Raw genomic sequence first — 25,604 nt, 5'->3', positions numbered from 1 at the left:
CCCCGATCATCGCGTTCGATGATCGGGGCTCGTTCTGTGTCGTGCCGGAGCTGGTCAGGCCGACTTGTCGCGTCGCTCCGGGCGTTCGGGCTTGCGCGGAACGATGGTCGGCAGGACGTTGTCGTTGACCGTCTCTGCCGTGACCACGACCTTCTCCACGTCGTCCCGGCTCGGGATGTCGTACATCACCGGAAGCAGCACTTCTTCCATGATCGCGCGCAACCCACGAGCACCGGTGCCACGCAGGATCGCCTGATCGGCAATTGCCTCGAGTGCCTCGGACGTGAACTCGAGCTCGACGCCGTCCATGTCGAAGAGTCGACGGTACTGCTTGACCAACGCGTTCTTCGGTTCGGACAGGATGGTGACCAGTGATTCCTTGTCCAGGTTGGTCACCGACGCGATCATCGGGAGACGACCGATGAACTCGGGGATCAAACCGAACTTGATCAGATCCTCGGGCATCACCTCGGCGAAGTGATCCTGCGTGTCGATCTCGGCCTTGGAACGCACCTCGGCTCCGAAGCCGAGACCACGCTTGCCGACGCGATCGGACACGATCTTCTCCAGACCGGCGAAAGCACCGGCGACGATGAAGAGCACGTTGGTGGTGTCGATCTGGATGAACTCCTGGTGCGGATGCTTACGTCCGCCCTGCGGCGGGACGCTGGCCTGGGTACCTTCCAGGATCTTCAGCAGTGCCTGCTGCACGCCCTCACCGGAGACATCGCGCGTGATCGACGGGTTCTCGCTCTTGCGAGCGATCTTGTCGACCTCGTCGATGTAGATGATGCCGGTCTCGGCCCGCTTCACGTCGTAGTCCGCGGCCTGGATGAGCTTGAGCAGGATGTTCTCGACATCCTCACCCACGTACCCGGCTTCGGTCAGTGCGGTGGCGTCGGCGATCGCGAACGGCACGTTGAGCATCTTGGCGAGGGTCTGGGCCAGATACGTCTTGCCGCACCCGGTGGGACCGAGCATCAAGATGTTCGATTTGGCCAGCTCGACGGATTCGCCGCGCACATCGCGCGCCTTGTCGCCGGCCTGAATGCGCTTGTAGTGGTTGTAGACAGCGACGGCCAACGTGCGCTTCGCAGCGTCCTGGCCGATCACGTAGTTCTCGAGAAAGTCCTTGATCTCGGAAGGCTTGGGCAGGTCGTCGAGCTTGACTTCGCTCGATTCGGCCAACTCCTCCTCGATGATCTCGTTGCACAGGTCGATGCACTCGTCGCAGATGTACACCCCTGGTCCTGCAATGAGCTTCTTGACCTGCTTTTGGCTCTTGCCGCAGAACGAGCACTTCAGCAGATCGCCACCGTCACCGATGCGTGCCATTCGGAGGTTCCTACTTCCTTGTCCGCGTACGACCCGGCCGACCGCATACGCGGAAGGACGGGCTACTTCTCGATCGATGGCATGCCGAGTTCGAGATGCTTCGACCGAGTTCTTGGATGCGACGCTACCCGTGTTCGCCGAACATGGGCGGGTTGTTTCCGGTGATTCGCCGCCCGTTTTCACCAATCACGGCATTCGGGGCGTGAATCGAGACAGCCGGGCCGAGTTGTCCACTCGTGCCCGGCGTCCGATCGTCTGCCGGACCGCGAGGCGATCCGACCGGTGGTACTTGCGTGCTACTTCTGAGCCGAGAGCTTGCGGTACTCGAACACGGTGTCGATGATGCCGTAGTCCTTGGCCTGCTCGGCGGTGAGAATCTTGTCGCGATCGGTGTCCTTGCGGATCACGTCGGGATCCTTGCCGGTGTGGCGGCCGAGGGTGGTCTCCATGAGTCGACGCATACGTTCGATCTCGGCGGCCTGGATCTCGAGGTCCGAGACCTGGCCCTGGATGCCGCCGCTCGAGGGCTGGTGGATCAGCACTCGTGCGTTCGGCAGAGCCGCGCGCTTGCCGGGGGTGCCGGCTGCGAGCAGTACCGCGGCAGCCGAAGCCGCCTGGCCGAGGCACACTGTCGCCACGTCGGCGCGGACGTACTGCATCGTGTCGTAGATGGCCATCAACGAGGTGAACGAGCCACCGGGCGAGTTGATGTACATCGTGATGTCACGGTCGGGGTCGAGGCCCTCGAGCACCAGCAGCTGTGCCATGACGTCGTTGGCAGACGCATCGTCGACCTGGACGCCGAGGAAGATGATGCGCTCCTCGAACAGCTTGTTGTACGGGTTCGACTCCTTGACGCCGTAGCTCGAGTGCTCGACGAAGGACGGAAGGATGTACCGCGAGGACGGCAACTGGTTGGGATCGAACAGGTTTGTCATCGTTTCTCCAAGATGTGAGTGATCGAGGGTCGCCGGTAGCGGCCGAATTACTCGCCGACTCCGCCGGCCTGCCGCGCGCGGCTGACGACGTGATCCACGAACCCGTATTCCTTGGCCGCCTGTGCCGTGAACCACCGGTCACGGTCGGAATCCTCGGTGATCTGCTCGACGGTCTGGCCGGTGTGCTGAGCGATGAGCTCGGCCATCTCACGCTTGGTGTGCGCGAACTGCTCGGCCATGATCGCGATGTCCGAAGCACTGCCGCCGATACCGGCCGAAGGCTGATGCATCATGATGCGCGCGTGCGGCAGGGCGTACCGCTTGCCCTTCGCACCGGCCGAGAGCAGGAACTGGCCCATCGAGGCAGCCAAGCCCATCCCGTAGGTGGCGATATCGCACTCGGCGAATTCCATGGTGTCGAAGATCGCCATACCTGCGGTGACCGAGCCACCGGGCGAGTTGATGTACAGCGAGATGTCGCGGGTGGGGTCCTCGGCCGACAGGAGCAAGATCTGCGCGCACAACTTGTTGGCGATGTCGTCGTCGACCTGGGTACCGAGGAAAATGATGCGGTTTTGAAGCAGACGCTCGTACACGGAGTCGCTGAGATTCAGCCCTGCTGCGGCCGAAGTCATGACGGGACTCTGCTCGTGCGAAGCCGCCGGATTCTGAACAGTCACGGTACCTGCCTTTTCCATAACAAATCGTTGGTTCCTGACACAGACACTAACGAAAGACGGCGGCTCCGGAGTCCCGGAACCGCCGTCGTTCGCTGTGAGCGTTACTTCTCTTGTTCGCCCTCGGAAGAATCAGCTGCTTCGACCTCGTCGGGAGCATCGGCGGGGCTGCCGAACAGCTCGGCGGTGTCGACGCTGGCTCCGTTGGTGTCGGTCACGGTGACGCGCTCGACGACCGAGGCAAGCGCCTTGCCGCGCTTGACGTCGGCGAACACGGCACCGAGCTGGTTGGCCTGCTGCACCTGCTGGATGAACTGCTCGGGCGGCATGCCGTAGCGCTGGGCCTGGAAGATGATCCGCTCGGTCAGCTCGTCCTGGCCGACCTGAGTGTTCTCGGCCTCGGCGATGGCGTCGAGCAGGAGCTGGGTGCGCACCGACTTCTCAGCACCCTCCTTGACGTCCTTGTCGAACTCCTCACGGCTCGAACCCTGCGACTCGAGCAACTCGGCGAGCGCTTCCTCGTTGTGATCGAGGCCGTGGATGGCCTCGTGCACCTGGGAATCGACCTCGGCCTTGACGACGGCCTCGGGAGCCGGAATCTCGAGGGTCTCGAGCAGCGTCTCGAGCACCTTGTCGCGGATCTGACCGGCCTGCTCCACCTTCGCGACTCGCTCGACGCGCGTCTTCAGATCGGCGAGCAGCTCGTCGAACGTGTCGAACTCGCTGGCGAGCTGGGCGAACTCGTCGTCGGCCTCGGGCAGCTCGCGCTCCTTGACGGAGACGACCTTGACCGTGACGACGGCTTCCTTGCCCGCATACTCACCGGCAACGAGCGTGGAGGTGAACTCCTTCGACTCGCCGGCCGAGACGCCGATGATCGCGTCGTCGAGGCCCTCGATGAGCTGACCGGAGCCGACCTCGTGGGACAGTCCGCTGGCGGTGGCCTCTTCGACGTTCTCGCCGTCGACCGTGGCCGAGAGATCGATGGACACGAAGTCGCCGGACTGAACCGGGCGATCGACACCGGTGAGGGTTCCGAAACGCTGACGGAGCGACTGCAGCTGCTCGTCGACGGCTTCGTCCTTGATCTCGAGCGGATCGACGACGACGCTGATGGTCGAGTAATCCGGCAGCTCGATCTCGGGACGCACGTCGACCTCGGCGGTGAACGTGAGCTCGGTGCCGTCTTCGATCTTGGTGATCTCGATCTCGGGCTGGCCGATGACCTTGACCTTCTCGTTGGTCACGGCCTCGGAGTAGCGAGAGGGAAGAGCGTCGTTGACGACCTGCTCGAGTACTGCACCACGGCCGACTCGCGCCTCGAGCAACTTGGCCGGAGCCTTGCCGGGACGGAATCCGGGGAGACGGATCTGCTGAGCCAAAGCCTTGTACGCGCGGTCGAAATCAGGCTTGAGCTCCTCGAAGGGCACCTCAACGTTGATACGGACTCGCGTCGGGCTCAGCTGCTCGACGGTGCTCTTCACGGGACATGCTCCTTTGTGGTGATTCTTGCTTGCTGGCAGTTCTGGCTTGCTGTCTTCCGCTCGCCACGAGCACGGTGAGCCGTGCCCGCGGCTCTCATTTGTCGGGGTGACAGGAATTGAACCTGCGACCCTCCGCTCCCAAAGCGGATGCGCTACCAAGCTGCGCCACACCCCGTCGTACGGACACCATTGAACAGCAACCGATAGTAGCCCCTCATGGGCGCCCCACCCATGACGTTCCGTGAGACCGGGCTCGACGGGCCGGTTTGGAATCCGGCAACCACTTTGGGTACAGTCTTGAAACGCAGGCGACGGAACTGGCGATCCCACGACTGTTGTTTGCACGCCGATGTAGCTCAATGGTAGAGCCCCTGTCTTCCAAACAGGCTACGCGAGTTCGATTCTCGTCATCGGCTCCATCGAAAGCCCCGCACTTCACGAGTGCGGGGCTTTTTCGTGTCCGCGTATCGTCGACAGTGTTCGAGTGAATCGGACGAACTGGACATGTATCGCCGATGGAAGGCTCAGAAGTGGAAATCGTCCTGATCGTCATCGTCGTGGCCGTAGTGGCACTGCTGGTGCTTCGCAGCAAGAAGAAGTCCGCCGCAGCCGCGGCCACCGCACTGGCCGATGCCAAGGCCGACGCCCGCCAGTCGATCGAACGGCTCGGCGGCCAGGTCTACAACCTCGTCGGCTCCGACACCGCATCCAAGCAGGCCCTCGCCGACGCATCCGAGCGCAATATCGCAGCAGGCTCGCAGATCGACCAGGCGACAACCGTCGAGCAGGCGAGGCTGGCCAAGCAGACCGCGTTGGAAGGGCTCTATTACATTCGCGCAGCGCGCCTGGCGATGGGCATGGACCCGGGCCCCGAGGTGCAGGGCATCGACGGCCAACAGCAGGCAGGCCGTGTCACCGAGGAACGCAAGGTCGACTTCGAGGGACGAGAGATCGCGGCCTCACCGGACCCGTCGGACCGGACCCCGAACTACTACCCCGGCGGACGAGTAGCGGGCCGACCCGTCCCCGCAGGCTGGTACTCCGAACCGTGGTGGCGTCCGGCCTTGGTCGCCGGCGCATGGGGAATGGGCTCGATGTTCCTGTTCTCGGCGATGTTCTCCGGCATGGCCGGGGTTCCGGACGAGACCGCAGCGGGTGGCGACCTGGGTGCGGACGGTTCCGACGGGGGTGCTGGCGACAATTACGACGGTGGCGACGCCGGAGCAGGTAACGACGGCGGTGACGGCGGCGGCTTCTTCGACAGCGGAGACGGCGGTGGCTTCTTCGACGGCGGCGGAGGCGGAGGGGATTTCGGCGGGTTCTAGCTCGCCGGCCCTACGTCGCCTGACAGACGGGGCACCAGAACAGGTTTCGCGCCTGCATCGTCGAGTGCAGGATCTCGGCTCCGCACACGCGGCACGGGAGGCCTTCCCTGCGGTAGACGTACGAACGCGGTCGGCGGGCACCGTAGGTGTCGCCGTGATCGTCCTCGGGCCGGATGGTGATGATGCGACCGCGTCGGACACCGATGGCCATGAGGTCCACGAGATCGAGCCAGATGGCGTCCCACTCGGCTCGGTCGAGGTCCTTTCCGGGCCGCATCGGGTTGATCTCGTGCCGGAAGAGGATCTCGGCGCGGTAGACGTTGCCGACGCCGGCGAGCACCTTCTGATCCATCAGCAACGTGCCGATGGCCGTGCGTGACTTGGATATTCGTGCCCAGGCCGCATCCGGGTCGGCGTCCTTGCGGAGCGGGTCCGGCCCCAGACGCGCCAGGAGGGCGTCGACCTGCTGCTCGGTGTACATCTCGCAGGCCGTGGGGCCGCGGAGGTCGGCACCGTACTTCTCCCCCACGATGCGCAGACGCACCGCACCCACCGGATCGTCCAAAGGCACAGCGTGTTCGGTGAACTTTCCGTACAGGCCGAGGTGAATGTGCACGATCAGGTCGGATTCGTAGCGGTGCAGCAGATGCTTGCCCCACGCCTCGGCCTTCTCGAGGACGAGGCCGTCGATCAGCGCGGCACCGGAAACGAACCGTCCCTGGGGACTGCTCGCCTCCACCGGTGCCCCGCCGAACCGACGTTGATGCAACCGAGCGAGTCGGTGCAGGGTATGCCCTTCGGGCACTTACTCGGGCTTTCCCGGAACCTCGGGTGCTTCGCCGCTGCGCTCGTACTCGGACAGGATGTCGATGCGACGCTGGTGGCGCTCCTCGCCCGAGAACGGGGTGCCGAGGAACGCGTCGACGATGGCCAGTGCTTCGGGCAACGTGTGCATGCGGCCGCCGATGCCGATGAGCTGCGCATCGTTGTGTTCGCGAGCCAACTTTGCCGTCTCGACGCTCCACGCGAGGGCACAGCGTGCGCCCGGCACCTTGTTCGCGGCGATCTGCTCGCCGTTTCCGGATCCGCCGAGCACGAGGCCGCGGCTGCCCGGATCGGCGACGACGCGACGTGCTGCGTCGATGCAGAAGGCCGGGTAGTCGTCGACAGGGTCGTAGTCGAAGGCACCGCAGTCGACGGGCTCGTGCCCGGTTGCCGTCAGGTGTTCGATGATCTGATTCTTGAACTCGAGGCCGGCGTGGTCGGCACCCAGGTATACGCGCATGCCTAGAGTCTGACAGGTGATGTCACGAGCCGAGAAATTCGCCGGTGTCGACGGCGCGAAGGGTGCGTGGGTGGTCGCATTGTTCGACGGCACGAGAGTGACGTGGACGGCCTGCTCCTCCGTCTCCGACGTGTTGGAGCACACCCGAGACTGCGCGCGAGTGGGCGTCGACATGCCGCTGTCGCTACCCGTGGACGGTTATCGCGTCAGCGAACTGGAGGCGAAGAAGTTCCTGGGGACGGCGCGCAGTTCGATCTTTCACACCCCGGTCGCGGATGTTCTGGGCGCGGTGTCGTACGAACAGGCGTGCTCGATCTCGCGGTCGAAGACCGGCAAGGCGATCAGTAAACAAACGTGGCACATCTTGCCCGCGGTCCGGGCGTGGCGAGATTCGGACTTCGATCCGGAACGGTACGTCGAAGTGCATCCCGAATGCTCGTTCAGGGCGATGTCACCGACCACGGTCTACGCATCGAAGAAGACCGGCCGCGGCGTCGGGCAACGGTTGGCCGCACTGACACGATGGACCGGGGATCTCGATCTGGACGACCTGCCGAACGGGCCGCTCGTCGACGACGTCCTCGATGCCGCCGCAGCGGCGTGGTCGGCCAGGCGCTTCCATCTGGGCGAGCATCTGACGTTCGGCACCGACAACGGCTCGGATCGAATCGTCGCCTGATCCCCCGTGCGTGAACCAGCCCCTCGTGCGTGAAAGTTCGGATCCTGCTACGAGTTTCCACGCACGAGGGTCTCGCGATCAGTCGAACTGCGGGTCCTCGTTGCGGGTGCGCTTGAGCTCGAAGAAGTGCGGGTACGCCGCGAAGATCACCGACGCGTCCCACAACTTGCCTGCCTCTTCACCGCGTGGAATCCGCGAGAGCACAGGGCCGAAGAACGCCACGCCGTTGACGTGAATGGTGGGAGTGCCCACATCGGGGCCGACCTTGTCCATTCCTGCGTGGTGGCTGGTGCGTAGGTCCTCGTCGTAATCGGTGCTCTCGGCTGCCGAGGCGAGATCGGCGGGCAAGTCGAGTTCGGCCAAGGACTCTCGGATGACGACGTCGAAATCCTTGTTGCCCTCGTTGTGAATTCGCGTGCCCATGGCCGCGTACAGCGGCGCGAGGATCTCGTCGCCGTTGCTCTTCGCCGCGGCGATCGCCACCCGCACCGGACCCCACGCCTTCTTCATCATCGCGGCGTACTCCTCGGGCAGGTCGCGGCCCTCGTTAAGGACGGCCAAGCTCATGACGTGGAAGTTGACGTCGATGTCGCGCACCTGCTGGACCTCGAGAATCCAACGTGAGGTGATCCAGCACCATGGGCACAGCGGGTCGAACCAAAAATCAGCGGTGTCTTTCTGTCCTGAACCGGCCACTGTCTGCTCCTCGAAAGTCGATGTCGCTGTCTCTTCATGTCGTAACACCCGGCCACCGCGCGGACATTCCACGCGACCCGTCAGCCAGCGCGCGACACGGCGGACGTGATGGGATGGACGGCACTACCCATAACTACACGAAGAGGTGTCGACTGAAGTGGTTGCTCCCAACCTGACGCGTGACCAAGCCTCCGAGCGCTCGGCGATCATCGGGGAAACGAAGTACGCGATCGTTCTCGATCTCACCGACGGCGAGGGCAATCCCGGCGAGAAGACGTTCCGCTCGCTCACCACCATCACGTTCGCCGCGACCGCCGGAGCGTCGACTTTCGTGGACATCGTCGCAGGCACCATCCGGTCGGCGACGCTCAACGGCACAGCGCTCGACACGACGAACTACGACGAGTCGACGGGGCTGGCTCTGGTCGATCTCGCCGAACACAACGAACTCGTGGTCGATGCCGACTGCGTCTACTCGCACACCGGCGAAGGCCTGCACCGTTTCGTCGATCCGTCGGACGGTTCGGTGTACCTGTACTCGCAGTTCGAGACTGCGGACGCCAAGCGCATGTTCGCGTGCTTCGATCAACCCGATCTCAAGGCCACGTTCGACCTGAAGGTCACCGCTCCCGAGAGCTGGACCGTCATCTCCAACGCAGCGCACGGTGCCGAACCGGCCGCAGGTGAGCACGTGTTCGATACGACGCCGCTGATGAGCACGTACCTGGTTGCTCTGATCGCCGGTCCCTACGCCGAGTGGACCGATTCGTACACCGACGATCACGGCACCATCCCTCTCGGAATCTACTGCCGCGCATCGCTTGCCGAACACATGGATGCCGAGCGACTGTTCACCGAGACGAAGCAGGGTTTCGGTTTCTACCACGAGAACTTCGGCACCCCGTATGCGTTCGGCAAGTACGACCAGCTGTTCGTGCCAGAATTCAACGCCGGTGCCATGGAGAACGCCGGGGCCGTCACGTTCCTCGAGGACTACGTCTTCCGGTCCAAGGTGACGCGGTACTCCTACGAGCGACGCGCCGAGACCGTGCTGCACGAGATGGCGCACATGTGGTTCGGCGATCTGGTGACGATGACGTGGTGGGACGACCTGTGGCTCAACGAGTCGTTCGCGACGTTCGCCTCCGTGTTGTGCCAGTCCGAGGCGACCGAGTACACCAACGCGTGGACGACGTTCGCCAACGTCGAGAAGGCCTGGGCATACCGACAGGACCAGCTGCCCTCGACGCACCCCATCGCCGCGGACATCCCCGATCTGGCCGCCGTGGAGGTCAACTTCGACGGCATCACGTACGCCAAGGGTGCCAGCGTGCTCAAGCAACTGGTTGCGTACGTCGGTAAGGAAGACTTCCTGGCCGGGTTGCGGGCCTACTTCGTCGATCACGCGTTCGCCAACGCAACGTTCTCGGATCTGCTTGCGGCACTGGAGAAGTCATCGGGTCGCGATCTCTCCGATTGGGGTGCGCAGTGGCTGCGGACCACCGGCCTGAATACTCTGAGCCCCGATTTCGACGTCGACTCGGAGGGCAAGTTCACCCGGTTCGCAGTGTCGCAGACCGGCGCAGCACCGGGCGCGGGCGAGCATCGCGTACACCGCATCGCGATCGGCATCTACGACGACGTCGACGGCAAGTTGGTGCGTACCGACCGCGTCGAGCTGGACCTCGATGCTGCCGAATCGACGAATGTCGAAGCGCTCGTAGGTGTCTCGCGCGGCAAGCTCGTGCTGGTCAACGACGACGACCTGACGTACTGCGCAGTGCGGCTCGATCCGGATTCGCTCGGTGTTCTCGTCGATCGGATCGGCGACATCGCCGAGTCGCTCCCCCGCACTCTCGCCTGGTCGGCCGCATGGGAGATGACTCGGTCCGCCGAGATGAAGGCACGCGACTTCGTGGCTCTGGTCCAGCGCGGAATCGGTAGCGAGACCGAAGTGGGTGTGGTGCAACGCCTTCTGCTCCAGGCGCAGACGGCTGTCACCAGCTACGCCGATCCGGCGTGGGCGGCCGAACACGGAGTCCCCGAGTTCGCCGACGCAGTTCTCGAGCTGGCCCGCGGTGCCGAGTCGGGCTCGGATCACCAGTTGGCGTTCGTCAATGCTCTGACCGGTACCGAACTCAGCGAGCGCCATGTCGAGGTATTGCGCGCTCTCCTGGACGGTGACGCCCAGGGGCAGTCCTTGGCCGGACTCGACATCGATACGGATCTGCGGTGGCGCATCGTCACCGCTCTTGCAGCGGCTGGAGCCATCGATGCCGACGGGCTCGACTCGCCGGTCATCGATGCCGAAGCCGAGAAGGACAACACCGCCGCCGGGGCGCGGTCGGCTGCCGCTGCACGAGCTGCGCGTCCCAGTGCCGAAGTGAAGGAGCGGGCATGGACGACCGTCGTCGACGACGACGCGGTTCCGAACATCACGGCGCGATCGATCATCGGTGGTTTCGCGGGCCCCGGCCAGGGCGAACTACTCGAGCCGTACGTCGACCGCTACTTCGAGGCGATCGACGGCGTGTGGGCTCGTCGATCGAGTGAAGTCGCACAGACCGTCGTGGTTGGTCTCTACCCCTCGTGGTCGATCAGCGAGCAGTCGTTGGCCGCAGCCGACAGGTTCCTCGATGGCGACCTTCCACCTGCTCTGCGCCGACTGGTGATCGAAGGCCGGGCCGGAGTCGTTCGGGCACTCGCCGCCCGGGCATACGACGCCGCCTGATCACAGGTACACACACGACGAGGGCCGGTTGCGTCTCACCCGCGAAGGTGGGATGCAACCGGCCCTCGTCGTCGCCGGGACCGCCGGCCGAGAACTACGGGGATGGAGCGCGACGAGCTACGGCGCGAGGATGGATGCTGCCATCACGCGGACCGAGGTCACGAGACCGTCGATGAGGTTGCCGTCGCGGAACGGGCCGAGCGCAGCGGTGACGCCGAGCTGAGCAACCCGATCGGTAGCGCGGTTCGAGACTCGCTTTCCGGTGCGGATCTCGAGCGCGTGCCGGTTGGGGTCGACAGCGATCAGAACCGAACGAATCGCATCGGGGGTGCCGGGGAAGACCGAATCCGCTCCCGCAGCCGGATCGACCCCCAGGTCACCGACGTAGATGTTGAACCGAATCTTCGTCTTCCGGGTCGCCTCGCTCAGTGCGTCGTCGAGCGCGACCAGATCCTGCGTCGCGAAAGGCAGGTGCTCCGGGCTCGGCGTGCCGAACTCGTGTGCCACCGATACGCGACCACTCGCCGTCAGCGCAGCCCCGAACGGCAGGTCCTCTTCTCGGATGTCACCGCCACGTACCAGTTCACCACTTGCCACTTGCAGCACCTCCGATCGAATCGGCTGTGTCCGCGTCGTGCGATCCGTGGCCCCCGAACGGAGTCACCTCGTCCGTAGCGCTCCACAGCAATGGCTCGCGCGTCCACTCGTCCGTCAGCCGGTACGGAGCGACGTCCATCCCCGGCTGCTTGTCGGTCAAGTAGGACAGCGCGCCGACGATTCCGATCACCGCAACCGGAATCACCCCGAATATCAGCGTGGTCTCCAAAATGCTCACGGGGTGTGACGTTAGTCGACAATTGCCCGTCGGACCACGTCGGGGCCGGTGTTGTGACCGAAAAGAGCCAACGGCCGACAGTCAGGCAGCACCTTCGCCGAGGTACGCCAACCAGCTCGGGTCCAACTCCTTGGTGGTCGCCAGCAGACGCCAGTGCGGGCCCTTCGGCGGCACGAGCTGGGCTCGCAACGTCCACCCGATCTCACTGAGCAGCTTGTCCGCCTTGCGGTGATTGCAGGAGGCGCAGCACGCCACGCAGTTCTCCCACGAGTGGCCGCCGCCGCGGCTGCGAGGCACGACGTGATCGACGGTCTCGGCCTTGCTGCCGCAATAGGCGCAGCGGAATCTGTCGCGATGCATCAGTGCCGCGCGCGTCATCGGCACCCGCGCTCGATAGGGAACTCGGACGAACGTCCGCAATCGAATCACCGACGGCACCTGGACGGAGTAATCGGCCGACCGGATGAACGGCCCCTCCGGATCGTCGTGGATCACGTCGGCCTTGCCGCAAACGAGAAGAACCACCGCCCGGCGCATCGGAAGCGCGGTCAGTGGTTCGAAAGTTGCGTTGAGCAGCAGCACACGGCGCTTGACCCACGCCGGGACGGCGTCGTCGCCCGTGGCGTTGTGGGCCGTCGGCACCACGCGCAGCGGAGAAGCCCCCGAGGCCGTCTCACGCTGGTCGTGCGTGGTGCGGCCCTCAGTGGGCGGGAGTTGTCGGTGGCGGTGTTGAGAGTTCTTCATGCATTACTCCAGGGAGTGTCGGCGCCCGCGCATGGCTTGCGTGGAACACGGTTCACAGTGGAACACGAATACACCGCCCGCGCACAGCCTTTTTCTGCGCATTTTCTGTTGCCGATCGGTGAACATTCCGGTTTCCGATCAGCGAGTTCGAGGATCGATACCGCTATGCGCTGCGTGACTGGCAAGATTTCTGTGTCTCCGTAGACTTTTCGGGTGGCTGTATCAACCCTTCTGTCCGTATCGCCGTTACCCGAACCTTCGCTGCTGCGTGAGCTCGACACCCGAGCATTCGAACTGACCGACACCGGACGCGACTGGCTGGTCGACCGTCCGTTGCAGATCCTCGGCTATCTGGTTCTGGCGATCGTGCTCAGGCTCGTGTTGCACCGAATGATCGACCGCTTCACTCGACACGACGCCGGCCGATCACCTGCACTTCTCCGGCCGTTACGCGACCGGTCCTCGGGAACGGTGAAGGGCGAGATACTCAACGAACGGCGCAGACAGCGGGCCAACACGATCGGTTCGGTACTCCGATCTGCGGTGTCGGTCATGATCCTGACCTGGTTCGTGCTGTCGGTGCTCGACGTCGTGGGTGTGAACGTCGCCCCGTTCATCGCGTCGGCGGGGATCGTCGGTGTCGCCCTCGGTTTCGGTGCGCAGAACCTCGTCCGCGACTTCCTGTCCGGAATCTTCATGCTTCTCGAGGATCAGTACGGGGTCGGCGACGTCGTCGATCTCGGTGAGGCGATCGGCACGGTCGAAAGCGTGGGATTGCGCGTCACCACGATCAGAGATGTCAACGGCACCGTGTGGTACTGCCGAAACGGTGAAGTTCTGCGGGTGGGCAACATGAGCCAAGGGTTCGCGGTAGCTGTCCTCGACCTCCCCGTCTCCCACACGGCCAACATCGACGAGGCCTGCGCGGTGGCCGAGAGAACCACCAACGAGGTCGTGGACTCCGGCGACTTCGACAGTGACATCCTCGAACCCCCGGAGATGCTCGGCGTCAATGCCGTCAGCGCCGATACCGTGACCATCCGGATCACGATCAAGACCCGACCCGGCCGCCAATGGGCAGTGCAGCGTCGCCTCCACCGCGACATCCTGCAGTCGTTCGACGATGCCGGTATCAAAGCCCCGTATGCGCTGGGCCGTCCGGGTGGGGTTGCAGTCGAGAGCAGCAGCTGAGGGACAATGAGCGTGACCGACGCCGACGAGGAACGAACAGAGAGAGTGTGATGACCGAACCGCAGCAGACGTTCTACGACGCGGTCGGCGGTGCGGAGACGTTCCGGTTGCTCACGGCGAAGTTCTACGAGGAAGTGGCCAAGGACGAGATCGTGCGGCCCCTGTATCCCGAGGAGGACCTGGCTCCGGCCGAACGGCGGATGCGAATGTTCCTCGAGCAGTACTGGGGCGGGCCTCGTACGTACTCCGACGAACGTGGTCATCCACGATTGCGGATGCGGCACAACCCGTTTCGGATCGGGCCGCTCGAACGTGACGCCTGGCTTCGATGCATGCACATCGCGATCGCCTCGATCGACCCGGCGGTCCTGGATTCTGCGCACCGAACGCAACTCGTCGACTACATGGAGATGGCCGCCAATTCGATGATGAACTCGGCAATCTGAGAGCTACGGCGTCACGTTCTACGGCGTCACGAACTACAGCGATGCGCCTCGCCGCAGGCCCGCTGCGCCACCTCGGAGGCGGCCGAGCCGGCGGCGGAGCGAGCCGGCTACCCCGAGCACGAAGCTCAGCGGCGCGGGCAGGTGCTGCCGCAAGATGGCGTGCTTGCGCACGTAGTTCTCGACGTGCCACTCCGACCAGGTGCCGGCCCGGAACAACGCTGCGTCGCCGGCGACCAGAGTCCGGGGCGCGTGGTCTTCGCTGGACACCACGACCGACCCGTCCATGATGTGGACGATCTCGTCGACTGCGAAGTACCACCGAAAGCGACCGGCCGTGCAATCCCACACATTGGTGGTCGTGGTGCCGTCGGTGCTTCTGGACCACTCCGCGACGCGCGCCCGCGGGTTTCCCTCGAGGATCCACGTGGGTTCGATGGGACTGTCGGAGAGCGAAACATCTTCCAGCCGCACAGCAATGGTCGAGGTTCTCATGGTGTCGTCGCGTCCTCACCGTCGGGCGCGGCACCGGCCGCTGCACATTTTACGTTGCAGAACATACAACACTTTCCAAACGTGGGGATACGTGTCGGTCATGTGAATGAGCACAATCCTTTACCTTCCGATCGACCGCCAGTGCAGGGTGCCGGGTGCACCCCAGCGCCCTCGAATCGTTCGCAGCCCATTCGTTTGGCACTATTGCCAGTTGTGACCGATCCGATCGAAAGCACCGAGTTGTCGTGGTGGCAGGACGCCGTCTTCTACCAGATCTATCCCCGGTCGTTCGCAGATGCGAACGGTGACGGAATCGGTGATCTCGACGGCATCAGAGACAAGCTCGGCTACCTCGAATTGCTCGGTATCGACGCCATCTGGATCGGACCGATCACGCGGTCGCCCATGGCCGATCACGGCTACGACGTTTCCGACCCCCGAGACATCGACCCCATGTTCGGCAGTCTCGAGATCTTCGACGCGTTGCTCGACGAGGCGCACGCCCGCGACATCAAGGTCACGATGGATCTGGTGCCCAATCACACCAGTAACGAACACCGGTGGTTCCAGGCGGCTCTGAACGCCCCTCGTGGCAGCGCCGAGCGAGCGCGCTACATCTTTCGAGACGGGCTCGGCGACGACGGTTCGCGGCCGCCGAACAACTGGCCGAGCATCTTCGGGGGTCCCGCCTGGACGCGAGTCGACGAGAAGGACGGCTCCCCCGGTCAGTGGTACCTGCACATCTTCGCGCCCGAACAACCGGATCTGAACTGGGACAACCCCGAGGTCTTCGACGACTTCGCGCGCACACTTCGGTTCTGGCTGGACCGAGGCGTCGACGGATTTCGACTCGACGTCGCCCACGGCATGGCAAAACCTGCCGAGCTGGCCGACATGAGCCTCGAGTTCAACGCACTGATGAAGAACGACGACGACGATCCCCGGTTCAACAACCCCCGAGTCCACGAACTGCACCGCCGCATCAGAGCCGTCATGAACGAATACCCCCACGCGGTGACGGTCGGCGAGATCTGGGTCCAGGACAACGTCCGGTTCTCCGAATACATCCGCCCCGACGAGCTGCACCTGGGCTTCAACTTCCGCTTGGCCAGTGTCGATTTCGACGCCGAGACCATCCGCGATGCGATCTCCAACTCGCTCGCGGCCGTCGAACTGGTCGGGGGCACCCCGACGTGGACACTGTCGAACCACGACGTCGAACGCGAGGTCACCCGATACGGCGACGGAGACCTGGGCTATCACCGGGCCCGGGCCATGATTCTCGTCGAATTGGCCGTTCCTGGAACAATCTTCGTCTACAACGGTGCCGAGCTCGGGCTACCGAACGTGCAGCTGCCCGACAGCGCCCTGCAGGACCCGGTGTGGGAGCGGTCCGGGCACACCGAGCGCGGACGCGACGGCTGCCGAGTCCCCATGCCGTGGGAGGGTGATGCCCCTCCGTTCGGGTTCTCCACCACCGATCGCACCTGGTTGCCGATGCCGCCGGAGTGGAAGGGGCTGACCGCCGAGGCGCAGCTCGAAGAGGTCGATTCGATGCTCAGCCTGTACCGCACGGCGTTCGAATTGCGCACCCTGCGGCCGGAGTTCACCGGCGGCGGAATCGATTGGTACGGTGCCCCTCCCGGGTGCCTGGCCTTCCGGCGCCGCGGGGGCTTGATCTGCGCCCTCAACGCCTCCGACGAGTCGATCCCACTCCCACCCGGCGAAGTGTTGCTGACCAGCACTCCGCTGGTCGACGGGATGCTTCCCGCGAACGCGGCCGCCTGGCTCGTCTGAGCCGGCCGGCCGGCCGGCCGAACCGGCCGACCGGCCACGCTCAGCGTTCGACGGTGAGCGACAACTGTCGGCCCGGGCGGCGAACGAACACCGACCCGAACCTGGCGTCGAGGCGCAACCACACCTTGGTGGCGCGTACTCGTACCACCTCTGCGGCGGCGATCCTCTCCGGGTCGACGTCGATCGTCAACGGATCGTTGCCGTCGTGCGGCACGAAACCCATTGCGGTCAAAGCAAATACGGTGCGCATGGTGACCGAGACGTCGTCGCCGTCACCGGTCACGTGCAACACCTGCTGTTCGAGCAACGAGCTCGGCGGCCCGTGACTGCTGCCGTGTTCCTTCGCCAGTGCCGCACCGCGCTGTGCGAGTCCGATGAGCACCCGCGCGGGGACGTCGTCGAGATGCTCGAATCCGCTGTCGGGAGGAAGGGTGCCACGCCACGCGGAGTCCATCGAGAAGCCCGGGTCGATCACGCCGTCGTCCGCGTTCTGCAGTGCGGACACCAACACATCGGCACCCGCACTGGTGTCGTCGGGCACGATGGTTCCCGCAATCACACGCGCGGCGAGCGCATCGAAACCGGTTGCCGCCCAACACGACACGCCCCCGCCGGCCCGAGTGCGCAACCGAACGACAGCAGCCTCGTCCAAGCGCAATGCCCTGCTGCAGAACGTCTGGAGGTTCTCCCGCTCGACCGCATCGGGAACGGTCAGAACGCGCTCATACACGCTGCCAACTCACCAGGAACTCGCGCTCGGCGGGAGTGAGCCGACGCAGTCGCTGCGCGTCGATGTCGAACGCCGCGATCTGCGTCGACGCCACCACCGCTGCCGGAGTATCCAGCGACGCCCCGCGTGCCCGCACCTCGTACCCCACGACGAAGTCCACCGCGCGGACCGCATCGATCCACATGAAGACGTCGAGGGGTCCGTCCTCGTGTCGCAGCTGGCCGCGATACTTCACGTGCAGATCGGCAATGACGGCACCGTGACGCAGATTCGCAGTCGGCCTGCCGTCCACCAGCAGCCACGGGATCCGCGCCTCTTCGAGCAACGTCACCATTCGCGCGTGGTTGATGTGTTGATACACATCCATATCCGACCACCGCACATCCACAGCGGCGTGAAAGCCCACCCGCTCGGTGGCGGGTCGCTTGTCGGACAGATGGTCGTCGGGCACACTCACGCGCTTACTACCTCTTCTCGATCGAACGGAAGTTCCATGGTGTCAGGGAACCATGTTTCTCACCTGTCGGGCGGCAACCGAGAGTGTGGCCAGGTCCAGCGTCCCCGTCTCGGCGATCTCGGTGAGCGCTGCACGCGAGCGGGCCAACCGCGACGAATTGGTCGATTCCCATTCGGCGATCTTCTCCGTGACCGACTCGTCCGGTTCGCCCGCGGCCAACACGGCCTTGGTGATTCCGCGAAGGGAGGCGTACAGATCGTCACGAAGAGCCAAGCGCGCCAACGAATGCCATCGATCGCCGCGGGCAAGCTTCGAGACCGCGGTGAGCAACCAGTCGATGCCGATGTGCGCGTCGAGCGCGAAGTAGAGCTCGGCCACCTCCGCCCCGTCCCGGTCGACGATGTCGGCGATATCGATGATGTCGAGCAAGCAGTACACGTCGAGCAAGCCGTAGATCCGACGTGCCAGCTCGGCCGGAGCACCTCGTTCCATCGCGGCCCCCGAACGCCGGTCCAAATCGACCGCCTGGTGACCGGAGATCCACGACGCGACCCGCGGCTGCAGAGCGCGAACCTGCCCGGCATAGCGACTGATCTCGGCCCCGACCGCCAACGGCTGCGGCCGATTGGCCAACAGCCACCGGGATACTCGATCGAGCATGCGACGCGATTCGAGCAGCAGCTCGGCGGACACTGCGGTGGGTACGTCGGCCGCACGAATCGAATCCCACACCTCGTCGAGGCCGAAGATTTCGGTGGCCGCGGCGAACGCGCGAATGGCGTCGGTGCCTGCGGCACCGGAGTCCTCGGTCAACCGATACGGGTAGGTGATTCCACCACAGTCGATGGCCTCGTTGGCGAGCGTCGTCGCCACCAGTTGACGCCGTAGCGGATGCGCCTTGATGGCATCTGCGTACGGATCCCGCAGTGGCTCGGGGAAATACTTGGGTAGCCGGGGGGCGAAGACGTCGCTGTCGGGAAGCTCGCTGTCGAGCAGTTCAGCTTCCAGTGCCAATTTCACGTGCGCCATCAACGTCGCGAGTTCCGGCGACGTCAGTCCACGCCCGTCTTGCTTGCGACGACGGAGATCGGCCTCGGTGGGCAGAGCCTCGAGCTCCCGGTCGAGCCCTCGACGCGTCTCCAGATCCTCGATGACCCGGCTGTGCACCGTCACCAGATGTGGTGCGTCGAATCTGGACGTACCGAGCAACTCGTTCTGCATGATGTTGTCCCACAACACCAATCGCCCGACCTCGTCGGTCATGGACGCAAGCAGCTCATCGCGGTCTTCGCGCGCCAGGTTTCCGTTGGTGATGGCAGTCTCGAGCAGGATCTTGATGTTGACTTCGTGATCGGAACAGTCGACGCCCGCCGAGTTGTCGACGGCGTCGGTGTTGATCTTGCCGCCGGCTGCGGCGTACTCGATCCTGCCCAGTGCGGTGGCACCGAGGTTTCCGCCCTCCCCCACCACGGCCGCCCGCACATCCACGCCGTCGACCCGCACTGCATCGTTGGCCTTGTCGCCGACTTCGGCGTTGCTCTCACTGGAAGCCTTGATGTAGGTGCCGATTCCGCCGTTCCACAGCAGATCGGCGGGAGCCTTCAGGATCGCGTTCACCAACTCTGGTGGTGACAGTGCAGCAACCGATTCGTCCAACCCGAGGGCCGAACGTGCTGCGGCGCTGATGGGTACGGATTTGCGGGTCCGCTCCCACACCCCTCCGCCGGCACTGATGAGCGAGGTGTCGTAGTCCGCCCACGACGACCGCGGCAGGGCGAACAAGCGCTCCCGCTCGGCGAACGACGACTCCCGATCGGGGTCGGGGTCGAGAAAGATGTGCCGGTGGTCGAACGCCGCGAGCAAGCGAATGTGTCGGCTCAGCAGCATGCCGTTACCGAATACGTCTCCGCTCATGTCGCCGACGCCGACGACCGTGAAATCCTGACTCTGCGTGTCGATTCCGAGCTCACGGAAGTGCCGCTTGACGCTCTCCCACGCACCCTTCGCGGTGATTCCCATGGCTTTGTGGTCGTATCCGGCGGATCCACCGGACGCGAACGCGTCACCGAGCCAGAATCCGTACTCGGCAGCGATGCCGTTGGCCATGTCGGAGAAGGTCGCGGTGCCCTTGTCCGCCGCGACGACGAGGTAGGTGTCGTCTCCGTCGCGGCGCACCACCCCGGTAGGGACCGATACCGACCCGGTGGCGCGGTCGAGATTGTCGGTGATGTCGAGCAACCCGGCAATGAACAGTCGGTAGCAGGCTTTGCCTTCCTCGGCGTATGCCTGTCGATCTCGGTCGGCTTCACCGGTGGTCACCGGAGGACGCTTGACGACGAATCCACCCTTGGCCCCGACGGGCACGATGACTGCGTTCTTGACCATCTGAGCCTTGGCGAGCCCGAGAATCTCCGTCCGGAAGTCCTCCCGTCGATCGGACCAGCGCAACCCGCCTCGGGCCACCGCACCGAACCTCAGATGCACCCCCTCGACGCGCGGGGAATACACGAAGATCTCGAACGTGGGCTTCGGTTTGGGCAGCTCTGCGATGGATTGCGGGTCGAACTTGAGCGAGAGGTACGGGCGATGTGCACCGTCGGATCCCACCACGAAGTGGTTGGTGCGCAACGTCGCTCGAATGAGCTCGAACATGCTGCGCAGAATGCGGTCGGCATCGAGGCTGACGACCTCGTCGATCAGCTCGCCGAGCTGGGTTCCGATGGCCTGCGCGTCCGCCTCGGCACTGGTCTCGGGGTCGAACTGCGCCTCGAACAGTCCGACGAGCAGCCGCGCGGTACGCGGATGCGCCAGGAGGACGCCCTCGATGTTGAACTGACTGTAGGGAAAACCCGCCTGCCGCAGGTACTTGGCGTATGCACGCAACACCACGGCCTGCCGCCAGTGCAGACCTGCACGCATCACCAGTTCGTTGAAACGATCCGCTTCTGCCGCGCCGCTCCACACGGCCGCGAATGCGTCGGTGAATCGATGCTGGACCCGGCTCTCGCGATCGGCCGTGCCTGCCTCGGACAGCTCGGCGTCGAGGTCCCCGTCGATGGCCGAGCGCAACATCTCACGCGAGGCGGAGAGACCGAAATCGTATATCCAGCAAGACATTCCGTCCGGACGCACCACCGGGTACGGCCGCTCGTCGTCGACCTCCACACCGAGACTCTGCAGAATGGGCAACACCTGGGACAGTGATACGCCCGCACCGCCGATGTACAGCGAGAAGCGCCAACTCCCCACGGCCGAACGCTCGTTTCGGTAGAGCTGCATGTCGATCGCTTCGTCGCCGAGTGCTTCGAGGCGGGCAATGTCCGTGACGGCCCTGGCCGGACTGAAGTCCTGCTTGTACGCCTCGGGAAAAGCCTCGGTGTAGCGCTGAATGCGCGCCGGGTCGACGGCTCGGTCGAGGGACACGGCGTCACCCAACGAGTCCTCCCACGTTCGGGTGGTCTCGGTCAGCGCCGCTTCGATCCGGGTGATGTCGTCGGCGGACAGGTGGGGAGAGACAGTGCCCGGTGCGCGGCGCACCGTCACGTGCAGCAGCGCGAGATCCGATTCGGTGACGCGTGCGGTGTAGTCGAGCGAGGTACCACCGAGCTCTCGGAGCAGTCGGTCCTGGATCGCGAGTCGGACGCGAGTGGTGTAGCGATCTCGCGGCAGGTACACCAGAGCACTGACGAAGGACCCACACGCATCGGGTCGCACGAACAGCTTGACCTTGCGCCGGCGACCCAGCGCCAGAACAGCACTCGCCGTTTCGAACAGCCACGAAGCAGAGGTCGCGAACAGTTCCGACCGCGGCATCGACTGCAGCACCTCGAGCATGGCCTGGCCGGAGAAGGACCCGAGATCATGGCCGGCCTTGGCGATCACCGACCGCACTCGACGCTCGATCACCGGAATGTCGAGGACGTTCTCGTGCAGCGCGGTGACGGTGAAGACTCCGACGAATCGATGCTCGGCGGAGTCGTCGGCGTCGATCACACTGACGAAATAGGGGTAGACAGCACGATGAACCGTGGCGGGGTTCGGACCCTGCGTCAGAGCAACCAGGTCGCGCTCACCGACCGGTTCGGGTCCGTCTCCATGTTGACCGGCATCGCGCAGCACACCCAGGCTGCTCGATTCCACACCGGTTGCGGTTCGGTCACCGTCGCTACCGTCGATCGTGTATCTCCGGTAACCCAGCAAGGTGTAATGGCCGTCGCCCAGCCAACGCAGCAAGGCAGCCGCATCCCGGTGTGCGACGGCTGCTTCGGAATCGAGGTCGCCGGACGCCGCGGCGACACCGTCCAACCGATCGGCCACGGCAGCCTGCACGCGACGCATCTCGTCGGTGTCGCCGACGACCTGACGCACATCGGCGAGTACTCGACTCGTCTCCTCTTCCAACTGCGCGACGGCATCGTCGGAGGTGGACGGGTGCAGCTGGACGTGTATCCAGGATTCGGCGATGCCGGCCGAGCTCAGCCCGACGAGCACTCCTTCTGCGTTCCGATCGACGGAGAGAATGGGATGGACCACGTCGGTGTATTCGATGCCGAGACGCGAGAGCAGCGACATGATCGATTCGACCAGCAACGGCATGTCGTCGGTGACGATTTGTAGGTAGCTTCCCGCAGCCTGCTGTGCTGCAGACTCGTTCGGTCGATGGACCGCCACTTTCGCCGTCCCCGGCAGCCGCCGCTCTGCGGCGAGCCGAACGTGCCGTCGGAAAGAGGTGATGTCGGGGGTATGCGCGGACACTGCGACCGCAGTGGCGTCGGTGTGCTCGAAATACTCCGTACGCAATGTCGCCAACTCGGCCACAAGCCTGTCGTCGAGCCGGTCGGCCCAGTCGTCGTCGGTCAGGTCAAGCGAGCGTGACATTGTTTTCGAGTACTCCCTCGTGAGGATTTCCCGACGCCCGCCGATCGCCGGTCGTCGATGACCCCTCGACCCTAGTGCGGGTGACCCCGCAACCGCAGAGATCTCGGGAACCAGCGCGTCAGGCCGATCCGGCAGTCAGGACGAATCGCTGTGTAGATACTCGCTCAGTGCAGTTCGTTCGTGTTCGCGCAGCGGCCTGGACGAGGAGGTGTCGAGATCGAAGGCCACCATCAGTGCCTCCGCGTCTGCACACACCGTTCCGTTTCGATCGGTGACGACGTGCCGAACGCCGTACGAGGTGGTCCCGATACGAGTGATCCACAGCTCGATCACCAGCGGGCCGGAGTCGTCCAGGATCGGGTGCAAGAAGTTGGTGGTCAACGTACGAACCACCACCGCGCCGCGACCTTTCGAGCCCCCCAGGACCGCGTTCAGAAACTGAACGCGGCCTTCCTGAAGGTACTCGACGAACCGGGTGTTGTTGACGTGCCCGAGGCGGTCGGAATCACCCCACCGCACCTGAAGTGTGCAGGTGAAGGTCTGTGCCGACATGTCAGTCTCGGGTCAGCTTCCGGTGCGTGACGCGGTGGGGACGCGCCGCGTCGGGGCCGAGCCGCTCGACCTTGTTGGCCTCGTAGCCCTCGAAGTTGCCCTCGTACCAGTACCAGGCAGCCTCGTTGTCTCCGAAGCCACCTTCCCACGCCAGGATGTGGGTGCAGGTGCGGTCCAGGAACCACCGGTCGTGCGAGATGACCACGGCGCAACCGGGGAATTCCTCGAGCGCGTTCTCGAGCGATCCGAGTGTCTCGACGTCGAGGTCGTTGGTCGGCTCGTCGAGCAGGATCAGGTTGCCACCCTGCTTGAGCGTCATTGCCAGATTCAGACGGTTGCGCTCACCGCCGGAGAGAACTCCAGCGGGCTTCTGCTGATCGTGGCCCTTGAATCCGAACGAGCTGATGTACGCGCGCGACGGGAATTCCGAGTTGCCCACGGTGATGAAGTCCAGGCCGTCGGAGACCGTTTCCCAGACCGTCTTCTTCGAGTCGATGCCGGAGCGGTTCTGGTCGACGTAGCTGAGCTTGACGGTCTGCCCGATCTTCACCTCGCCGCCGTCCGGCTCCTCGAGCCCGACGATGGTCTTGAACAGTGTCGTCTTACCGACACCGTTGGGTCCGATAACGCCGACGATTCCGTTGCGCGGCAACGTGAAGGACAGATCCTTGATCAGCACGCGGCCGTCGAAGCCCTTATCGAGGCTCTTGACCTCGACCACGACGTCGCCGAGGCGCGGCGGGTTGGGGATCTGGATCTCGTCGAAGTCGAGCTTCCTGGTCTTCTCGGCCTCGGCCACCATCTCGTCGTAGCGAGCCAGACGAGACTTGCTCTTGGCCTGGCGAGCCTTGGCACCGGAGCGAACCCAGGCGAGTTCGTCCTTGAGTCGCTTCTGCAGCTTCTGGTCCTTCTTGCCCGAGACCTCGAGGCGCTCGGCCTTCTTCTCCAGGTAGGTCGAGTAGTTGCCCTCGTACGGGTACAGATGTCCGCGGTCGACCTCGGCGATCCACTGCGCGACGTGGTCGAGGAAGTACCGGTCGTGAGTCACGGCGAGAATGGCACCGGCGTAGGCGGCCAAGTGCTGCTCGAGCCACAGCACACTCTCGGCGTCGAGGTGGTTGGTCGGCTCGTCGAGCAGCAACAGGTCGGGCTTGCTGAGCAGCAACTTGCACAGGGCGACGCGACGCTTCTCACCACCGGAGAGGTTGGTGACCGGGGACTCGGGCGGCGGGCAGCGCAGCGCGTCCATCGCCTGTTCGAGCTGCGAGTCGATCTCCCAGGCGTCGGCGTGGTCGAGCTTCTCCTGCAGCTCGCCCATCTCTTCCATGAGCTCGTCGGAGTAGTCGGTTGCCATCAGCTCGGCGATCTCGTTGTAGCGCTTGAGCTGGACCATCGTCTCGCCGAGGCCGTCCTCGACGTTCTCGCGAACGGTCTTGGTGTCGTCGAGAATCGGCTCCTGCATGAGAATGCCGACCGAGGCACCGGGAGCGAGGAACGCCTCACCGTTTCCGGGCTGATCGATTCCCGCCATGATCTTGAGGATGCTCGACTTACCGGCGCCGTTCGGGCCGACGACGCCGATCTTCGCTCCCGGGTAGAAGCTCATCGTCACGTCGTCGAGGATCACTTTGTCGCCGTGCGCCTTGCGCACCTTCTTCATGGTGTAAATGAATTCAGCCATGCCGCCCAGCTTATCGGTGCGGCCGCGTCGGAACACCATCGACCGAGTCCGCGCCGAGCCCACATCCGTCGTCCGCGGTCGTGCGCGGGTTGCATCCACCGGGGACGACGGATGTCGGCGGGCCGTCAGGCGGGTACCGCCTCGCGGACGTCGTCACCGATTCGATCGTGATCCGGCTCGTCCTCCGGTGGTTCGGCGGCACCCCGATCGTCGTCGGTGAGTGCCTCGTCTGCAGGTACTTCGGGCGCCACCGTCCTGGTCCGATGGATTGCCACGTTGCAGCGCGCAAGGTCCGGCCCGACGGCGCTGGCCCGCATCTCGAGGTCGGATCGTTCGACGCCGTCGCGATTGGTGTATTCGTTGGTGCGCAGCTGTCCGTAGGCGATGATCGGATCGCCCTTCATCAACGATGCGCCGACGCCGCGCACGAGTCGACGCCAGCACGTGACCGTGAGATAGAGGGTGCCGCCGTCGGTCCATTCACCGGTGTTGCGGTCCTGCCGTCGGGCATTGCTCGCCATCCGAAAGCTGAGGACCTCGTCGCCGGTGGGCGTGGAGCGCTTGACGGGATTGGTGATGACGGTGCCCACAACAGCGCACTGAGCTTCGTACATGGTGTCTTCCTCTCGATGAATATCGCGTGATTGCGAT

General features: G+C 64.5%; 23 protein-coding genes and 2 tRNA genes. 7 read left to right on the top strand and 18 right to left on the bottom strand.

The window, feature by feature from the left end; translation table 11 throughout:
• Positions 1-54: 54 nt before the first annotated feature.
• From clpX to AB0O58_RS16390, 5 genes are all read right to left on the bottom strand, one after another.
• The gene (gene clpX / locus AB0O58_RS16410; protein WP_027497577.1) at positions 55-1,335 is read right to left on the bottom strand and encodes an ATP-dependent Clp protease ATP-binding subunit ClpX; all 1,281 of its coding nucleotides are present in this window, start codon (positions 1,333-1,335) and stop codon (positions 55-57) included.
• Positions 1,336-1,631: 296 nt separating this feature from the next.
• Complete coding sequence (locus AB0O58_RS16405) at positions 1,632-2,273, bottom strand: ATP-dependent Clp protease proteolytic subunit (protein ID WP_008715342.1); 642 nt, start codon at positions 2,271-2,273, stop codon at positions 1,632-1,634.
• 47 nt (positions 2,274-2,320) lie between these two features.
• Positions 2,321-2,971 carry an ATP-dependent Clp protease proteolytic subunit gene (locus AB0O58_RS16400; protein WP_072692168.1) on the bottom strand — a complete coding sequence of 217 codons (651 nt, stop codon included), beginning with the start codon at positions 2,969-2,971 and terminating at the stop codon, positions 2,321-2,323.
• 83 nt (positions 2,972-3,054) lie between these two features.
• Positions 3,055-4,434, bottom strand: a complete 1,380-nt coding sequence (gene tig, locus AB0O58_RS16395) for a trigger factor (RefSeq protein ID WP_032368208.1) — start codon at positions 4,432-4,434, stop codon at positions 3,055-3,057.
• 101 nt (positions 4,435-4,535) lie between these two features.
• Positions 4,536-4,609 (bottom strand) — tRNA-Pro (locus AB0O58_RS16390).
• A gap of 170 nt (positions 4,610-4,779) precedes the next feature.
• Between AB0O58_RS16390 and AB0O58_RS16385 the strand changes: the two genes are divergently transcribed.
• Together AB0O58_RS16385 and AB0O58_RS16380 are read left to right on the top strand one after the other, a co-directional pair.
• Positions 4,780-4,853, top strand: a tRNA-Gly gene (locus AB0O58_RS16385).
• Between the two features lie 111 nt (positions 4,854-4,964).
• The gene (locus AB0O58_RS16380) at positions 4,965-5,759 is read left to right on the top strand and encodes a hypothetical protein (RefSeq protein WP_032400027.1); all 795 of its coding nucleotides are present in this window, start codon (positions 4,965-4,967) and stop codon (positions 5,757-5,759) included.
• Between the two features lie 10 nt (positions 5,760-5,769).
• Here the strand turns inward: AB0O58_RS16380 and AB0O58_RS16375 are convergent, their stop codons facing one another.
• On the bottom strand, positions 5,770-6,564 hold the full coding sequence (locus AB0O58_RS16375) for an Fpg/Nei family DNA glycosylase (RefSeq protein ID WP_206498214.1): 795 nt from the start codon (positions 6,562-6,564) through the stop codon (positions 5,770-5,772).
• Positions 6,565-7,044 carry a ribose-5-phosphate isomerase gene (locus AB0O58_RS16370; RefSeq protein WP_032374451.1) on the bottom strand — a complete coding sequence of 160 codons (480 nt, stop codon included), beginning with the start codon at positions 7,042-7,044 and terminating at the stop codon, positions 6,565-6,567.
• 19 nt (positions 7,045-7,063) lie between these two features.
• On the opposite strand from AB0O58_RS16370, the gene AB0O58_RS16365 reads away from it, so the two are divergent.
• Positions 7,064-7,723 (top strand): DUF429 domain-containing protein, encoded by a 660-nt coding sequence (locus AB0O58_RS16365; protein WP_366238510.1) that lies wholly within the window; start codon positions 7,064-7,066, stop codon positions 7,721-7,723.
• A 78-nt stretch (positions 7,724-7,801) separates the two neighbouring features.
• Here AB0O58_RS16365 and AB0O58_RS16360 read toward each other — a convergent pair whose 3' ends face one another.
• Complete coding sequence (locus AB0O58_RS16360; RefSeq protein ID WP_032370209.1) at positions 7,802-8,419, bottom strand: DsbA family protein; 618 nt, start codon at positions 8,417-8,419, stop codon at positions 7,802-7,804.
• Between the two features lie 157 nt (positions 8,420-8,576).
• Here AB0O58_RS16360 and pepN point away from each other — a divergent pair, with 157 nt between their 5' ends.
• Positions 8,577-11,150, top strand: a complete 2,574-nt coding sequence (gene pepN, locus AB0O58_RS16355; protein WP_222058567.1) for an aminopeptidase N — start codon at positions 8,577-8,579, stop codon at positions 11,148-11,150.
• 117 nt (positions 11,151-11,267) lie between these two features.
• On the opposite strand, the gene AB0O58_RS16350 is transcribed toward pepN, so the two are convergent.
• The 3 genes from AB0O58_RS16350 to AB0O58_RS16340 form a co-directional block, all read right to left on the bottom strand.
• Complete coding sequence (locus tag AB0O58_RS16350; protein ID WP_032368213.1) at positions 11,268-11,747, bottom strand: DUF5130 family protein; 480 nt, start codon at positions 11,745-11,747, stop codon at positions 11,268-11,270.
• Entirely contained in the window at positions 11,734-11,985 is a 252-nt protein-coding gene (locus AB0O58_RS16345) for a hypothetical protein (protein ID WP_027497587.1), read from the bottom strand. Before AB0O58_RS16345 ends, AB0O58_RS16350 begins: the two co-directional genes overlap by 14 nt.
• 81 nt (positions 11,986-12,066) lie before the next feature.
• Positions 12,067-12,729: an HNH endonuclease gene (locus AB0O58_RS16340; RefSeq protein WP_174557300.1), complete on the bottom strand. Its 663-nt coding sequence runs from the start codon at positions 12,727-12,729 to the stop codon at positions 12,067-12,069.
• 231 nt (positions 12,730-12,960) lie between these two features.
• Between AB0O58_RS16340 and AB0O58_RS16335 the strand changes: the two genes are divergently transcribed.
• Together AB0O58_RS16335 and AB0O58_RS16330 are read left to right on the top strand one after the other, a co-directional pair.
• A complete protein-coding gene (locus AB0O58_RS16335; RefSeq protein WP_045841372.1) occupies positions 12,961-13,920 on the top strand; it encodes a mechanosensitive ion channel family protein in 960 nt (319 codons plus the stop codon).
• Positions 13,921-13,970: 50 nt separating this feature from the next.
• A complete protein-coding gene (locus AB0O58_RS16330) occupies positions 13,971-14,366 on the top strand; it encodes a globin (protein WP_027497590.1) in 396 nt (131 codons plus the stop codon).
• Positions 14,367-14,399: 33 nt separating this feature from the next.
• Here the strand turns inward: AB0O58_RS16330 and AB0O58_RS16325 are convergent, their stop codons facing one another.
• Positions 14,400-14,858, bottom strand: a complete 459-nt coding sequence (locus AB0O58_RS16325) for a cupin domain-containing protein (RefSeq protein ID WP_032399526.1) — start codon at positions 14,856-14,858, stop codon at positions 14,400-14,402.
• A 213-nt stretch (positions 14,859-15,071) separates the two neighbouring features.
• Here AB0O58_RS16325 and AB0O58_RS16320 point away from each other — a divergent pair, with 213 nt between their 5' ends.
• Positions 15,072-16,655 carry a glycoside hydrolase family 13 protein gene (locus tag AB0O58_RS16320; RefSeq protein WP_283541621.1) on the top strand — a complete coding sequence of 528 codons (1,584 nt, stop codon included), beginning with the start codon at positions 15,072-15,074 and terminating at the stop codon, positions 16,653-16,655.
• A 40-nt stretch (positions 16,656-16,695) separates the two neighbouring features.
• On the opposite strand, the gene AB0O58_RS16315 is transcribed toward AB0O58_RS16320, so the two are convergent.
• The 6 genes from AB0O58_RS16315 to ssb all read right to left on the bottom strand — a co-directional run bounded on the left by AB0O58_RS16315 (position 16,696) and on the right by ssb (position 25,567).
• Entirely contained in the window at positions 16,696-17,385 is a 690-nt protein-coding gene (locus tag AB0O58_RS16315) for a hypothetical protein (protein WP_032374457.1), read from the bottom strand.
• Complete coding sequence (locus AB0O58_RS16310; RefSeq protein WP_045841282.1) at positions 17,378-17,842, bottom strand: thioesterase family protein; 465 nt, start codon at positions 17,840-17,842, stop codon at positions 17,378-17,380. The genes AB0O58_RS16315 and AB0O58_RS16310 overlap by 8 nt, the downstream gene beginning before the upstream one ends.
• A gap of 42 nt (positions 17,843-17,884) precedes the next feature.
• Positions 17,885-22,720 (bottom strand): NAD-glutamate dehydrogenase, encoded by a 4,836-nt coding sequence (locus tag AB0O58_RS16305; RefSeq protein ID WP_206498216.1) that lies wholly within the window; start codon positions 22,718-22,720, stop codon positions 17,885-17,887.
• 135 nt (positions 22,721-22,855) lie between these two features.
• Positions 22,856-23,272 carry a thioesterase family protein gene (locus AB0O58_RS16300; RefSeq protein WP_027497596.1) on the bottom strand — a complete coding sequence of 139 codons (417 nt, stop codon included), beginning with the start codon at positions 23,270-23,272 and terminating at the stop codon, positions 22,856-22,858.
• Position 23,273: 1 nt separating this feature from the next.
• Positions 23,274-24,953, bottom strand: coding sequence for an energy-dependent translational throttle protein EttA (gene ettA / locus AB0O58_RS16295; RefSeq protein WP_027497597.1), 1,680 nt, complete (start codon positions 24,951-24,953; stop codon positions 23,274-23,276).
• A 125-nt stretch (positions 24,954-25,078) separates the two neighbouring features.
• The gene (gene ssb, locus AB0O58_RS16290; RefSeq protein WP_048318588.1) at positions 25,079-25,567 is read right to left on the bottom strand and encodes a single-stranded DNA-binding protein; all 489 of its coding nucleotides are present in this window, start codon (positions 25,565-25,567) and stop codon (positions 25,079-25,081) included.
• Positions 25,568-25,604: the final 37 nt, after the last annotated feature.

Source organism: Rhodococcus sp. NPDC080181, assembly GCF_040702225.1.
In the GTDB taxonomy this organism is placed as follows: domain Bacteria; phylum Actinomycetota; class Actinomycetes; order Mycobacteriales; family Mycobacteriaceae; genus Rhodococcoides; species Rhodococcoides fascians.
This window is presented reverse-complemented; position numbering and strand designations above follow the sequence as displayed.